This window comes from Peteryoungia rhizophila, from assembly GCF_004912145.1.
In the GTDB taxonomy this organism is placed as follows: domain Bacteria; phylum Pseudomonadota; class Alphaproteobacteria; order Rhizobiales; family Rhizobiaceae; genus Allorhizobium; species Allorhizobium rhizophilum.
In genome coordinates, this window is record NZ_STGT01000005.1 from 394,894 (window position 1) to 409,665 (window position 14,772).

The 14,772-nt window shown below is 58.1% G+C and carries 12 protein-coding genes; 5 read left to right on the top strand and 7 right to left on the bottom strand.

Annotation, left to right across the window (positions count from 1 at the left end):
• Positions 1 to 87 precede the first annotated feature (87 nt).
• A complete protein-coding gene (locus E9677_RS20875; RefSeq protein WP_235883049.1) occupies positions 88 to 450 on the top strand; it encodes a thermonuclease family protein in 363 nt (120 codons plus the stop codon).
• Positions 451 to 504: 54 nt separating this feature from the next.
• On the opposite strand, the gene acs is transcribed toward E9677_RS20875, so the two are convergent.
• Positions 505 to 2,457: an acetate--CoA ligase gene (acs, locus tag E9677_RS20880; RefSeq protein WP_136559979.1), complete on the bottom strand. Its 1,953-nt coding sequence runs from the start codon at positions 2,455 to 2,457 to the stop codon at positions 505 to 507.
• A 233-nt stretch (positions 2,458 to 2,690) separates the two neighbouring features.
• Here acs and E9677_RS20885 point away from each other — a divergent pair, with 233 nt between their 5' ends.
• A complete protein-coding gene (locus E9677_RS20885; RefSeq protein WP_136559980.1) occupies positions 2,691 to 3,392 on the top strand; it encodes a DUF1013 domain-containing protein in 702 nt (233 codons plus the stop codon).
• 68 nt (positions 3,393 to 3,460) lie between these two features.
• On the opposite strand, the gene E9677_RS20890 is transcribed toward E9677_RS20885, so the two are convergent.
• Positions 3,461 to 5,398 (bottom strand): propionyl-CoA synthetase, encoded by a 1,938-nt coding sequence (locus E9677_RS20890; RefSeq protein ID WP_136559981.1) that lies wholly within the window; start codon positions 5,396 to 5,398, stop codon positions 3,461 to 3,463.
• 110 nt (positions 5,399 to 5,508) lie between these two features.
• Positions 5,509 to 6,168, bottom strand: a complete 660-nt coding sequence (locus E9677_RS20895) for a YggS family pyridoxal phosphate-dependent enzyme (protein ID WP_136559982.1) — start codon at positions 6,166 to 6,168, stop codon at positions 5,509 to 5,511.
• A gap of 193 nt (positions 6,169 to 6,361) precedes the next feature.
• Here E9677_RS20895 and leuS point away from each other — a divergent pair, with 193 nt between their 5' ends.
• From leuS to holA, 3 genes are read left to right on the top strand one after another with little or no spacing between them, the layout of a single operon-like run.
• Positions 6,362 to 8,983 carry a leucine--tRNA ligase gene (leuS, locus tag E9677_RS20900; protein ID WP_136559983.1) on the top strand — a complete coding sequence of 874 codons (2,622 nt, stop codon included), beginning with the start codon at positions 6,362 to 6,364 and terminating at the stop codon, positions 8,981 to 8,983.
• On the top strand, positions 8,973 to 9,488 hold the full coding sequence (locus E9677_RS20905; protein ID WP_136559984.1) for a hypothetical protein: 516 nt from the start codon (positions 8,973 to 8,975) through the stop codon (positions 9,486 to 9,488). Before leuS ends, E9677_RS20905 begins: the two co-directional genes overlap by 11 nt.
• An 8-nt stretch (positions 9,489 to 9,496) precedes the next feature.
• Entirely contained in the window at positions 9,497 to 10,543 is a 1,047-nt protein-coding gene (gene holA, locus E9677_RS20910) for a DNA polymerase III subunit delta (RefSeq protein WP_136559985.1), read from the top strand.
• Here the strand turns inward: holA and E9677_RS20915 are convergent, their stop codons facing one another.
• From E9677_RS20915 to mnmG, 4 genes are read right to left on the bottom strand one after another with little or no spacing between them, the layout of a single operon-like run.
• Positions 10,544 to 11,425 (bottom strand): ParB/RepB/Spo0J family partition protein, encoded by an 882-nt coding sequence (locus E9677_RS20915; protein WP_136559986.1) that lies wholly within the window; start codon positions 11,423 to 11,425, stop codon positions 10,544 to 10,546. It lies immediately after the preceding gene.
• A 21-nt stretch (positions 11,426 to 11,446) separates the two neighbouring features.
• On the bottom strand, positions 11,447 to 12,241 hold the full coding sequence (locus E9677_RS20920; protein ID WP_136559987.1) for a ParA family protein: 795 nt from the start codon (positions 12,239 to 12,241) through the stop codon (positions 11,447 to 11,449).
• Positions 12,242 to 12,256: 15 nt separating this feature from the next.
• Positions 12,257 to 12,889, bottom strand: a complete 633-nt coding sequence (gene rsmG, locus E9677_RS20925; protein WP_136559988.1) for a 16S rRNA (guanine(527)-N(7))-methyltransferase RsmG — start codon at positions 12,887 to 12,889, stop codon at positions 12,257 to 12,259.
• Positions 12,890 to 14,761, bottom strand: a complete 1,872-nt coding sequence (gene mnmG / locus E9677_RS20930; protein ID WP_136560055.1) for a tRNA uridine-5-carboxymethylaminomethyl(34) synthesis enzyme MnmG — start codon at positions 14,759 to 14,761, stop codon at positions 12,890 to 12,892.
• Between the last annotated feature and the right edge of the window lie 11 nt (positions 14,762 to 14,772).

Genomic DNA, 14,772 nt, shown 5'->3' on the forward strand with positions numbered 1-14,772 from the left:
CGAAGAGCCCTCTCTGCTGTGACCGTATTCCTCATCCTCGGTGTAGCCACACCGGGGAGCGCTGCTAGCGAGGAGATCGGTGGCCCTGTGAAGGCGCAGGTGGTGAAGGTGGTGGACGGTGACACCGTGCTTGTGGAAGCCATGCCTTGGCCCGATCACAAGGTCAGCACTTATGTTCGTCTTCGAGGCATCGACGCCCCCGAGCTCAAGTCGAAATGCCCGGCTTTTCGCGAGGCGGCTCTGCGAGCAAAGAGCGAACTAACAGGATTGATGGATGGCCAGCAAATGGTCCTGCTCACCGCGATCTCGGGCGACAAGTATTTCGGCCGCGTGGTCGCCGATTTGACGCTTGAAGATGGGACACGTCCTGCAGAACAGCTTCTAAAAATTGGTCTGGCGGAACCTTATCAGGGCAGAACCAAAAGCAGGCGCCCCTGCCCGGATGGCTGAACATGAAAAAGGGGCTCCCAATCGGAGCCCCTTTTTATTTCCGGGTAACAGCGATCAAGCGAGCTTGTTCTGCCGATTGGCGATCAGATCGTCGACCACGGCCGGATCGGCCAGCGTTGAAGTATCCCCAAGCGCGCCGAAATCGTCCTCGGCGATCTTGCGCAGGATGCGGCGCATGATCTTGCCCGAACGGGTCTTCGGCAGACCCGGCGAGAACTGGATCTTGTCCGGCGTCGCGATCGGCCCGATTTCCGTGCGGACGTGTTTCACCAGGTCTGCGCGCAGCGCATCATTGCCCTCGTGACCGGACATCAGCGTGACGTAGCAGTAGATGCCCTGACCCTTGATGGCGTGCGGGTAACCGACGACGGCAGCTTCCGACACCAGATGGTGCGACACCAGCGCCGATTCGACTTCCGCAGTACCAAGGCGGTGACCCGACACGTTGAGGACGTCATCGACGCGGCCGGTAATCCAATAGTATCCATCCTCGTCGCGGCGGCAGCCGTCGCCGGTGAAATACTTGCCCTTGTAGGTCGAGAAGTAGGTCTGAACGTAGCGATCGTGATCGCCATAGACCGACCGCGCCTGCCCTGGCCAGCTGTCGGTGATGCAGAGATTGCCGTCGGTGGCACCCTCCAGCACATTGCCTTCATTATCGACGAGCTCGGGCTTGATCCCAAAGAACGGCACTGTTGCCGAACCAGGTTTCAGCGCCGTGGCACCAGGCAGCGGCGTGATCATGATGCCGCCGGTCTCCGTCTGCCACCAGGTATCGACGACGGGCGACTTCTGCTCCCCGACGACATTGTAATACCATTCCCAGGCTTCAGGATTGATCGGCTCGCCGACAGAGCCGAGAAGGCGAAGCGACGAACGGTCCGAACGCTTCACAAACTCGTCGCCGGCGCCCATCAGCGAGCGGATGGCCGTCGGTGCGGTGTAGAAGATGTTGACCTTGTGTTTCTCGATGACTTCCCAGAACCGTCCCTGGTCGGGGAAGGTCGGAATGCCTTCGAACATCAGCGTCGTGGCACAGTTCGAAAGCGGCCCGTAGACGATGTAGGAGTGGCCGGTAACCCAGCCGACATCGGCTGTGCACCAGTAGACGTCACCATCGTGATAGTCGAAGACATATTCATGCGTCATCGAGGCATAGACCAGATACCCGCCGGTCGTGTGCATGACACCCTTGGGCTTGCCGGTCGAACCTGACGTATAGAGAATGAACAGCGGATCCTCCGCCTTCATCTTCACCGGCGGGCATTCTGCCTTGACCGTATGCACTTCCTGGTGATGCCAGATGTCGCGGCCCGGAGCCCAGCCGATCTTGCCGCCGGTGCGGCGCACGACCAGGACCTTGTTGACGATGACATACTGCTTCGCGGCGATGTCGATGGCGATGTCGGTGTTTTCCTTGAGCGGCACCGGCTTGCCACCGCGCACACCCTCGTCGCAGGTGATGACGAATGTCGACTCACAGTCGACGATACGACCAGCCAGCGCTTCCGGCGAAAAGCCGCCGAACACGACCGAGTGAATGGCCCCGATGCGCGCACAGGCAAGCATCGCATAGGCTGCTTCCGGGATCATCGGCATGTAGATGGTGACCCGGTCACCCTTCTTGACACCGTGCTTTTTCAGGACGTTCGCCATGCGGCAAACATGCTCGTAAAGCTCGTTATAGGTGATCTTCTTGTCGATATAGGGATTGTCACCTTCCCAGATGATGGCGGTCTGTTCGCCATGCGTCTTCAGGTGGCGGTCGATGCAGTTGTAGGAGACGTTCGTCAGGCCATCCTCGAACCATTTGACCGGGACCTTGCCCTTGAAGGAGCTGTTCTTGACCTTCGTGTAGGGCTTGAACCAGTCGATGCGCTTGCCATGCTTGCCCCAGAACTTTTCAGGGTCTTCGATGCTCTCCTGATACCATTTCTGGTACTTGTCTTCATCGATCAGAGCGCGGACTTTTGCCGATTTCAGCACCGGATAGGTTTTGGCTGACATGAATTCCTCCTCATGTTGACGGGCCACTACTGGCGACCAGGACCGTCCTCCCCGGCCTATCGCCGACATACATAGCAGCTGAAAAACGGCCAGCAATTAGACAAAGGTCATTCGCGACTTCGCGAATTGCAATTTCGTTACATAATCGCTATAAGGACGCCGAATTCCCGGAAATAGTGGTTTAAACCCACGGCCCGCGACAACCGGCGCGGACCCTCAGAAGGATTGTATCCATGGCCCAGACACTGCTCATGCCGAAGGCGACCGCTGTATGGCTCGTCGACAATACCGCGCTGTCATTCGACCAGATCGCGCAGTTCTGCAAGCTGCACCCGCTCGAGGTGAAGGCCATTGCAGACGGCGAAGCAGCCCAGGGCATCAAGGGCCTCGACCCGATCGCGACCGGACAGCTGTCGCGTGACGAAATTGCACGCGCTGAAAAGGACGTGAACTACAAGCTGAAGATCTCCGAGCCGAAGGTTCGCGTGCCCGATTCCAAGCGCCGCGGTCCGCGTTACACGCCGGTCTCGAAGCGTCAGGATCGTCCGAATGCCATTCTCTGGCTGGTCCGCAACCATCCCGAACTGAAAGACGCGCAGATTTCCCGCCTCGTCGGCACGACGAAGTCGACGATCGAGCAGATCCGCGACCGCACCCACTGGAATTCTGCCAATCTGGCACCGATGGACCCTGTCACACTCGGCCTCTGCAGCCAGATCGACCTCGACCTGGAAGTCGAAAAGGCATCCAAGGGCCGTCCGCTGCCGACCGCTGCCGAACTTGGCGCGACCCTCCAGTCTGCGAGCGAAACCGAGAATGCCGGTTTCAGCTACGAGCGCGAGGAAGAGAAGGAAATCGATGCCAACGCCGTATTTGCCAAGCTGCAGTCGCTGAAATCCGATCGTCCGAACGACGAGGAAGACGATCAGTACTGATCGAGCGCACCTACTTTTGACCCCGGCAGCCTCTGGCAGCCGGGGTTTTTTATTGCCTCGAGATCAGGTCAGGCGCTCGCGGTCGTCTTTGCGGTCCCGGGAACCTGGCCATGCGCCTGCAGGACGGCGGTAATCTCGTCCAGAATCGCGGGATCATCGATCGTAGCCGGCATCTTCCAGGGGAGGCCATCCGCGATTTTCTGCATCGTTCCTCGCAGGATCTTTCCAGAGCGGGTCTTCGGCAAGCGGTCCACCATCAGCACCATCTTGAAGGCAGCCACCGGGCCGATCTCGTCGCGCACCAGTTGGACGACCTCCTTGGCTATCAGCGCATGGTCGCGGTGCACGTTCTTTTTCAGCACCAGGAAGCCGCAGGGGATCTGCCCCTTAAGCTCGTCCGCGATCCCGATGACTGCACATTCCGCGACATCGGAATGCATAGCACAGACTTCTTCCATGCCGCCCGTCGACAGGCGGTGACCTGCGCAATTGATGATATCGTCGGTCCGAGCCATGACGAAAACATAGCCGTCTTCGTCGATCATGCCAGCATCGGCCGTCTTGTAGTAACCGGGGAACTCTTCCAGGCACGAGGATCGGAAACGCTCGTCCGCATTCCAGAAGGTAACCAGGCATCCTGGGGGCAGAGGGAGCTTGGCAACAATATTGCCGAGCGTTCCCGGTGCGACCGGATGGCCCGCGTCGTCGAGGACTTCGAGCGCATAACCCGGCATCGCTTTCGCCGGCGATCCATGTTTTACCGGAAGAAGGCCGATTCCAGCGGGATTGGCGGCAATCGCCCAGCCCGTCTCCGTCTGCCACCAGTGGTCGATGACCGGGATCTTGAGGATGCGCTCCGCCCATTTCAAAGTCTCGGGATCGGCGCGCTCTCCCGCAAGGAACAGTGCACGCAGTCCTGAAAGATCGTAGCGGTCGACATGCTCACCCTCCGGATCATCACGGCGGATCGCACGAAATGCCGTCGGAGCGGTGAATAGTACCTTCACGTCGTGATCGCTGACCACGCGCCAGAATGTACCTGCGTCGGGAGTGCCGACAGGCTTACCTTCGAACACAACGGTGGCGTTGCCCGCCAGCAGCGGCCCATAGACGATGTAGGAATGACCGACGACCCAGCCGATATCCGACGCGGCCCAGAAGACTTCGCCCGGCTTGACGCCATAAACGTTCTTCATGGTCCAGTTGAGTGCGACCATATGGCCACCATTGTCACGCACCACCCCTTTGGGCTCTCCTGTCGTGCCTGATGTATAGAGAATGTAGAGCGGGTCGGTCGCCGCAACCGGCACGCACTCGACGGTGGTGCCGTTGATCTTCTCCTGCTCCATCGCCAGGGCAAGATCGACGTCACCATGCTCGTAGCGCAACGGTGCATGATATTGGTCACGTTGCAGGACAAGGCAGAAGTCCGGCTTGACCTTCGCCATGTCGATCGCCTGGTCTAGCAGGGGTTTGTAGGGAACGATACGACCAGGCTCCAGACCGCAGCTCGCGCCGATCACCACCTTCGCGCCGGAATCGTTGATGCGTGTGGCAAGCTCATGCGCGGCAAACCCGCCAAAGACCACCGAATGCACGGCACCGATGCGTGCGCAGGCGAGCATCGAGAAGACGGCCTCCGGGATCATCGGCATGTAGATGATAACCCGATCACCCTTGACCACGCCGTGGTTCTGCAGCACCGCGGCGATCGCGGACACCTCGACGAGCATCTGATCATAACTGTAGCGCGCGGTCTGGCCGGTCATCGGACTGTCGTAGATGACCGCCGTCTCGGCGCCACGGCCAGCTTCGATGTGACGGTCAAGACAGTTGAAGCAGGTGTTCGTTTCTCCGCCGGAGAACCAACGGCCATAGCTCCCTTGCGAAGCGTCGAAGACAGCATCTGGTGCCTTGAACCAGTGGATCTGTTCCGCAGCAGCGCCCCAGAAGCTTTCCGGTTTCGCCCTCCAGGAATCATAGATGTCCTGATAGTTCTCGCGCATGTCGATCCTCCCATGACAACGCATCGGCTTTCGCCTTTACCGTCATTTTAGGATCGACGAAGACAGGAGGGAAGAGAGACCAAAGCGCTATGCCAAAGGTCTAACGCAATTTAACGTACGCCAAAAATCGCAGATCCGACGCGCACGCTGGTCGCGCCGAAGCCGATGGCAGTCTCGAAATCACCCGACATGCCCATCGACAGCTTAGGGAGGCCATTCTCTTCTGCCAGTTTGGCAAGTAGGGCAAAATGGGGTCCCGGGTTCTCGTCGACAGGCGGGATACACATCAAACCCTCGACTTGCGTCGCCAGCTCGCCCCTGCAGAGCGCGACGAAGGGTCCTAGATCGTCAGGGGCGATGCCTGCTTTCTGGGGCTCGAGCCCTGTGTTGACCTGGATGTAAAATCGAACCAGCCGCTCCTGTCGCTTTGCTTCTGCCGCGAGGGCACGGGCAATTTTTTCCCGGTCGACAGTCTCGATGACATCGAACAGAGCAACTGCATCTTCGGCCTTATTGGATTGGAGCGGACCGATGAGGTGCAGCTCGATATCCGGCACTTCCGTTTTCAAAGAAGGCCATTTGCCCTGTGCCTCTTGCACCCGGTTTTCTCCGAAAACCCGCTGGCCCGCATTGATGGTGGGCCGGATATGCTCTGCGTCGAAAGTCTTTGATACGGCAACCAGCGAGACAGAATCCGGCTCACGACCGGCTTCCAACGCTGCCTTTACGATCTTGTCCCGGACGTCTTGGAGCCGCTCTTCAACCGACATGTTTTACCCTCGTGATCATCTGCCTGATATCTGGCGTTATCAGATCTGTCTGCAAGGGGTTAGCCGCAGCATTCAGGCATGGCAAGGACCGGCGCCGAAAGCCCGCCCGAATGCCTCAAAAACTTGACGCTTGGCCGGTTTCATGATGAAGGTCGGCCCTCTCTTTTTGATGCTATTCCCGGAAATGCGACCCATGGCTACCGAACGTTACAATCCGCGCGACGCCGAGCCCCGTTGGCAGGCGAAATGGTCCGAAGACAAGGTCTTCGAGACCGACAATGCTGATCCGCGCGAGAAATACTACGTCCTCGAGATGTTCCCCTATCCGTCGGGACGCATCCACATGGGCCACGTCCGCAACTACGCAATGGGCGACGTCGTGGCGCGCTACAAGCGTGCCCGCGGCTATAATGTACTTCACCCGATGGGCTGGGACGCCTTCGGCATGCCGGCCGAAAATGCGGCGATGAAGAACAAGGTTCATCCCAAAGCCTGGACCTATGAAAACATCGCCACCATGCGTGGCCAGCTGAAGTCCATGGGCCTGTCGCTCGACTGGTCGCGCGAATTCGCGACTTGCGATGTCGACTATTACCATCGTCAGCAGCACCTCTTCCTGGACTTTCTGGAAAAGGGCCTCGTCTACCGTAAGAATTCCAAGGTCAACTGGGACCCGGAAGACATGACCGTGCTCGCCAACGAGCAGGTCATTGACGGTCGGGGCTGGCGCTCGGCCGCGCTGGTCGAACAGCGCGAATTGACCCAGTGGTTCTTCAAGATCACCGATTTCAGCCAAGACCTGCTGGACTCGCTCGATGAGCTTGACCAGTGGCCGGAAAAGGTCCGGCTGATGCAGAAAAACTGGATTGGTCGTTCCGAGGGCATGTTGGTCCGTTGGGAAGTCGCATCCGGCAGCGAAGCCGGCGACGTGACCGTCTACACGACCCGTCCTGACACCCTCTTCGGCGCCTCCTTCCTGGCGATCGCCGCTGATCATCCGATGGCGAAAGAAGCTGCAGCCCGTGACACAGCCGTTGAAGCTTTCTGTCAGGAATGCCGCAACGCAGGCACATCGCTGGCAGCGCTCGAAACCGCCGAGAAAAAGGGCGTCGATACCGGCATCCGCGTAAGGCACCCGCTGGACCCGAGCTGGGAACTGCCGGTTTATGTCGCCAACTTCGTCCTGATGGAATACGGCACGGGCGCGATCTTCGGCTGCCCTTCCGGCGACCAGCGCGATCTGGATTTCGCCCGCAAATACGACCTGCCGGTCGTACCGGTCGTTATGCCCAAAGATAGCGATGCTGCGAGCTTCGCGATCGGTGAGACTGCCTTCACCGATGACGGCGTGATGATCAACTCGCGCTTCCTGGACGGGCTCTCGACCACCGAAGCCTTCGAAGAAGTGGCGAACCGCCTTTCATCGCAGCAACTGAACGGCGCCCCGCAAGGCGAACGCAAAGTCAACTTCCGCCTGCGTGACTGGGGTATTTCCCGCCAGCGCTACTGGGGTTGCCCGATTCCGGTCATCCACTGCGATGATTGCGGTGTCGTTCCAGTTCCCAAGAAGGATCTGCCGGTAAAGCTGCCTGACGATGTGAGCTTCGACAAACCGGGCAATCCGCTAGACCGTCACGCCACCTGGCGTCATGTCGCTTGCCCTTGTTGCGGCAAGGATGCTCGTCGCGAGACGGACACGATGGACACCTTCGTCGATTCCAGCTGGTATTTCGCCCGCTTTACGGCCCCTTGGGAAGACAACCCGACGGATCCGGCGGTTGCCAGCCATTGGCTGCCGGTGGACCAGTATATCGGTGGCATCGAGCATGCGATCCTGCATCTGCTCTACTCCCGCTTCTTCACGCGCGCCATGCGCGAGACGGGGCATGTGGGGCTGAAGGAGCCTTTCAAGGGTCTGTTCACCCAGGGCATGGTCGTCCACGAAACCTACAGCATCGGAGAAGGACTTCAACGCGAGTGGGTGGCGCCGGCAGATCTGCGGATCGACGAAATCGACGGAGCGCGCCGTGCATACCTGCTGAAAAGCGGCCAGGAAGCGAAAATCGGCTCGATCGAGAAGATGTCGAAGTCGAAGAAGAATGTCGTCGATCCAGACGACATCATCGATTCTTATGGTGCCGACACCGCGCGCTTCTTCGTGCTCTCGGACTCGCCCCCGGACCGCGATGTGATTTGGTCAGAGTCGGGTGTCGAGGGCGCACACCGCTTCGTACAACGCGTCTGGCGTCTGGTTGCTGAAGCGGCGGAACGTCTCGCTTCGGTTCCGGCGAATCCGGCTAAGGAGGGCGACGGGCTCCCCGTCTCGCAGATAGCGCATAAGACGCTCAAGGCGGTTCAGGGAGATCTGGACAAGCTGGCCTTCAACAAGGCGATCGCGCGCATCTATGAACTGGTCAACGCGCTTGCCGCACCTCTAACGAATGTTGCGGCAGGGCAGGGCAATGCCGCCTATGTCGCAGCGGTTCGCAATGCCGCCGAAATCCTCGTACAGCTTATCGCTCCCATGACCCCCCACCTGGCCGAAGAAGCCTGGGCCGTCCTTGGAAACGAGGGATTGGTAGCCCAAGCTCCATGGCCGCAGTTCGATGAAGCGCTGGTCGCCGAAAATGAAATTGTTCTGCCTGTGCAGATCAACGGCAAGAAGCGCGCCGAATTGACAATCGCGCGCGACGCAGACCAGAATGCAGTTCAAGAAGCCGTGCTGGCTCTGGACGCCGTCAAGGCCGTTCTCAATGGTCAGGCCCCGAAGAAGATCATCGTTGTCCCGCTAAGGATCGTGAATATTGTCCTGTGAACTCAAGCCATCCACAGTGCTTCGGCGCTCGCTTCTGATCGGTGCAGCTCTGCTCCTCGCAGGGTGCCAGGCGCGTCCTCTCTATCAGGACGCGAATGGTGAGACGCGAGGCGCCCTGGCGGCGATAGCCTATTCCGAAGCCAGAAGCCGCGTCGGGCTCGAGACCCGCAACCGTCTGATCTTCCTCACCAGTGGCGGAGATGAAACCAAGACACCGGAATACCAAGTCGACTTGACAGTCGCGAGCTCGATTGCAGGTGTCCTCCTGGAGACGGGTGCGGATACGCCCAACGCAGGCCGTGCAGTTGCGACTGGAACCTACACCCTGAAGCGTATCTCGGATGATACCGTTATAAGAACCGGACGACGTCAGACGGTAGCCCTGTTTGACTACCCACGTCAGGAGTTCGCCAAACTTCGTGCGAGGCGCGACGCGGAGACGCGCGCGGCTCGGGAACTTGCCGAACTCATTTATGCCGATCTCACCATGGCTCTCGGTCGCTGACTGCGGCCATGGTTGAAATCAAGTCTCACGAGTTCGAAGGTTTTCTACAGAAGTCGGTCCGGCATTATCGGCTCTTCGTCGTTTACGGTCCTGATCGCGGGCTCGTTGCCGAGCGCGGTGCCCAGATAGCAAGGTCCACGGGCGTCGACCTGACAGACGGGTTCGCAGTTATCAAGCTCGACGCGTCCGATATTCAGTCGGATCCGGGGAGGTTGCTTGACGAAGTCAATGCTTTTGGTCTCTTCGGAGGGGAAAAGCTTATCTGGATCCGTGGTGCTGCCAACGAAAAGCAGCTTGTGGACGGGTTGGCGCACATCGCTTCGCATCCTCCTGAAGGTAGCTATGTCCTGATTGAAGCCGGTGACCTCAAGAAGGGCTCGGCACTTCGCAAAGTCGCCGAAGGTGAACGTAGCATTGCCTGTATCGCTTGCTACCAGGACGACGCGAGGGCACTCAACGGCCTGATCGATGCCGAACTGGCAGCGTCAAACATGCGGATCACACCTGCCGCAAGGCAACTGTTGCTCGACTCGATCGGCGGAGATCGCATCGCGTCCCGCAACGAAGTTCAGAAGCTGATTCTTTACTGCCTGAAAGATGAGTTGATCGATGAAGCTCACGTCATCGACATCGTAGGCGACGCAAGTGCGGTATCGACCGACGAAGTCGTGGATGCCGTTCTTTCCGGCGATCCCGATGGCTTCCTGCACGCCGTGCAGAAGGTCATCGCATCTAAAACTGCCGTCTTTCTCGTCCTTCAGGGAACGATGAAGCAATTGCAAACTCTGGAAACAATGCGGTTGGAGATGGAGGAGCGCCAACAGCAGGCCCCTCAGGTCATGCAGACTCTGGGACGCGGCATCCATTTCAAGCGAAAGCCGATCATGGAGAAAGCATTACGGAACTGGAACAGTTCTGACCTTGCCCGCGAAACAGGCCGCTTGAATGCTGCTATCCTTCAAAGCCGCCAGAATTCATCCCTCGAAGACAATCTCGCGATTCAGACACTGTTGGCGACCACCCTGCAGTCAGCGCGACGCAACCGACGCGCCTGATCAGCGCGCCTCCAAGAGCCGGCAGATCTCTTCCAGCTGGTCGAGCGTCTTGTAATTGATCTTCAATTGTCCGCCACTACCCTTGTGGTTGATCGTGACGGAAAGGCCGAGTCGATCGGACAGGCTCCGCTCAAGCGCAATCGTATCCGAATCCTTCGGCTCCCTATTGTCGGCTGGCACAGGGTCCTGCTGTGCCTTGATGTGATTTTGCGCCAGCTTCTCCGCATCCCGAACGGAGAGGCCTTTCTGAGCAATCGTCTTGGCCAAAGTGACCGGATCGGACGTGGAAACCAGTGCTCGCGCATGCCCCGCAGACAGGCTGCCATCAGCCAGCATGTCGCGCACCGGATCAGGAAGCTTCAGCAATCTGAGGCTGTTGGCGACATGGCTTCGGCTCTTGCCGATGATCTCGCCGAGATCGTTCTGAGTATAGCCATGCTCGGCAATCAGCTGCTCGTAACCCAATGCCTCTTCGAGGGGATTGAGGTCTGCGCGCTGGACATTTTCGACGATAGCCAGCTCGAGCGCTGTCCGATCGTCGACATCGCGAACGATGACAGGGATATCGACCAATCCGGCGAGCTGCGCGGCACGCCAGCGTCGTTCGCCAGCAATGATCTCATAGCGATCCGTACTGACGGTGCGGACGACGACTGGCTGAACAATCCCGTGCTGGCGAATGGAGCCCGCCAGATCCTGCAATTCGGCTTCATCAAAGTACCGACGCGGGTTCTTCGGACTGCGGGCGACGAATTCGATGGGAATCGTGCGATCCGGATTAACGGCCGGACGAGGTTCACCAACCGGAACAGGCTGATCCATTTCGCCGATCAGCGCCGCAAGACCACGGCCGAGCCGCCGCTTCGATACGTCTTCGCTCATACTCACACCCTTATACGAAGATTAGGCCGCTTTTCTCTGCCGCTCACGCTGAATGACTTCTGAAGCGAGCTGCAGATAGGCCTGACTGCCGGCGCATTTGAGATCGTAAAGGATAGCCGGCTTACCATACGACGGCGCTTCAGAGACGCGCACATTGCGAGGGATTAGTGTCGCATAGACCTTCTCACCCAGATGTTCGCGAACGTCGCTGACGACTTGCTGTGCCAGATTGTTGCGGGAATCGAACATTGTCAAAACAATGCCCTGGATATCGAGCGTCGGATTTACAGTCTGACGAACCTGGTTGATCGTATCGAGCAACTGGCTGAGACCTTCCAGAGCGAAGAATTCGCATTGCAATGGGACAAGCACGGAATGCGCCGCCGCCATGGCATTCATCGTCAGCAGGTTGAACGACGGAGGACAATCCAGGAGGACATAGCTGTAGCTACGCGCATCATCCAGATTGAGAGCCTTTTTGAGCCGGAAGACGCGGTCCGGTTGCTGTGAAATCTCCATCTCGAAACCAAGGAGATCCATGGTTGAGGGAACGATCGAGAGGTTTGGCACAGCAGTTTCGAGCACAGCCTCTGATACGGAATGGGTACCGATCAGCACATCATAGGACGAGAGACGGCGCGCGCGCCGGTCTATACCGAGACCAGTACTGGCATTACCCTGAGGATCGAGGTCGACAATCAGAACGCGCTCGCCGATGGCCGCGAGCGCGGTTGCCAAATTGATGGCTGTCGTCGTCTTGCCCACACCGCCCTTTTGATTGGCAATGGTAATGATGCGGTTCTTTTCGAGACTCATTTGGCACCCGAAGCGTTAGACCCTGCGCGTGAGCGAGGCTATTTCCAAGATTACGGAGTCCGTCTCGACCACGCTCTGATGTTCTACCAGATCGAAGTCCCAGCGACCACGCGCTTTATCGACCTCGGATCGATAATCCCGTCCTTTATGGAAGATCAGCTTCACGTCGGGATTTTGTGTTGTCCATGGGATGACGTAGTCGAAGAGCAGATCTAGTTCGGCTAGTGCACGAGCAGATATGAAATCCGGGGCCGGGAGCTTTCCAGCGGCATCCTCGATTCGCACTGGGTGAACGGCACCGCGGCCGCCAGTCTCGGCGAGGGCCATCCTGAGGAAGCTGCACTTCTTCTGATTACTCTCGACAAGATCGATCCAACCTTCCTGGGCCTCCGCCAGAAGAATTGCAGTGACGATCCCAGGGAAGCCGCCTCCACTTCCAAGGTCGATCCAGCGACCTGAAAGCTCAAGAACGTTACGGAGTTGCAACGAGTCGAGTATGTGGCGCGTCCACAGCTGCTCAACTGTCGATGGAGCAATGAGATTGATGCTTTTCGACCACTTGAGGAAAAGCTTGGCAAAGCTCTCGAGCCGCTCCTGCGTTTCACGTGAAACAGTGAGGTCAAATTCAGCGCCAGGGATTTTCTGCATTCACGAAGCCAAGCCAATTGGAGGAATCTTGCGAAGGTGCGCAATCAACAGCGCAACAGCAGCGGGAGTCATACCTTCAAGCCGCGACGCCTGAGCAACATTCAAAGGCCGCAGCGCCGTGAGCTTGGACTTCAGCTCGTTCGATAGACCCGAAAGGGAATCATAGTCGAAATCTCCCGGAATTTGTCTATCTTCCTCCGACTTTACGCTGATGACGTCCGCGTTCTGTCGCTCCAGGTAAACATGGTAGAGACAATCGATTGCAACGAGATCCGCAATCTTCCTGTCCTTGGAAGCAAGGTCCGGCCAGATCCGAACAACATCATCCCAAGATCGGTCGGGATAGGACAGTACTTCTCGGGCCGATCTGCGCCGGCCGTCCTGGTTGACCGATACTCCTGCCAGTGCCATCGCCGCCGAGGACGCAATCAAAGTTTCAAGAGTGTCAAAGAGCCCTTGACGTTGCACCTCATAGGTCTTGAACTTCTTGGCCCTCACAGGACCTACGCAGCCCAACTCGATCCCAAGCGGTGACAATCGCATATCGGCGTTATCAGCTCTCAACGAAAGACGGTACTCCGCACGAGACGTGAACATCCGATAAGGCTCAGCAACACCACGCGAAGTGAGATCATCGACCATGACACCGATATAGGAATTCGTGCGACTGAAAGAAATCATCCCTTTCCCGGCAGCATGCCGGGCAGCATTGAGACCAGCGAGTAGTCCCTGCGCGCCGGCCTCTTCATATCCCGTTGTCCCATTGATCTGGCCCGCGAGAAAGAGACCTCGGGCGCACTTTACCGAAAGCGACAGATCGAGCTGCTGCGGATCGACATAATCATATTCGATGGCGTAGCCAGGTTGAAGAATCCGAACATTCTCAAGTCCTGGAATTGACCGAATAAACGCGTCTTGAACCTCTTCAGGTAGAGAGGTCGATATCCCATTTGGATAGACAGTATCGTCGTCAAGTCCTTCAGGCTCAAGGAAAATTTGGTGCCCGTCCCGATCACCGAACCGATTGATCTTGTCTTCGATCGACGGGCAGTAGCGCGGCCCAACACCCTCAATTTGACCAGAATACATCGCCGACCGATGAATATTATCTCGAATGATGCGATGGGTCTCCGATATGGTTCGGGTAATGCCACAAGCAATCTGTCGGGTCGAAATCGATTCTGTCATGAAGGAAAATGGGATGGGATCAGGATCGGCTTCCTGCATCTCCAACATTTCCCACCTGATCGTCTTCCCATCCAGGCGCGCCGGGGTACCCGTCTTCAAGCGCCCCAGTCTCAAGCCAAGAGCGACAAGATCACCACTCAACCCCAGGGCCGGCGGCTCACCGGCACGGCCTGCGGGGATCTTGCGGTCTCCGATATGGATCAACCCATTCAGGAAGGTCCCGCTCGTCAGGACGACCGCACCGGAAGAAAGCGATCGCCCATCGTCCAGAATAACTCCATTTATTTCGGAAGAGTCACGAATGAACCTGGTTACGCCAGCCTCGATAATCTCGAGATTCTGATAGTCCGACAGGAGTCTTTGCACGGCCTCTTTATAAAGCTTGCGATCTGCCTGCGTGCGGGGGCCCCACACGGCAGGGCCCTTCTTTCGGTTCAGCATACGGAACTGAATCCCACCGAGGTCGGCCGCACGGCCCATTATGCCATCAAGGGCATCGATTTCACGGACAAGATGGCCCTTTCCAAGCCCGCCAATCGCCGGATTGCAGGACATGACGCCGATCGTATCGGCCCGGTGGGTCACAAGCGCTGTCATAGCGCCCATACGCGCAGCGGCGGCGGCAGCCTCTGTCCCTGCGTGCCCACCACCGACGACGATGACGTCGAATGCTTGATCAGACATGTTCTGATAGA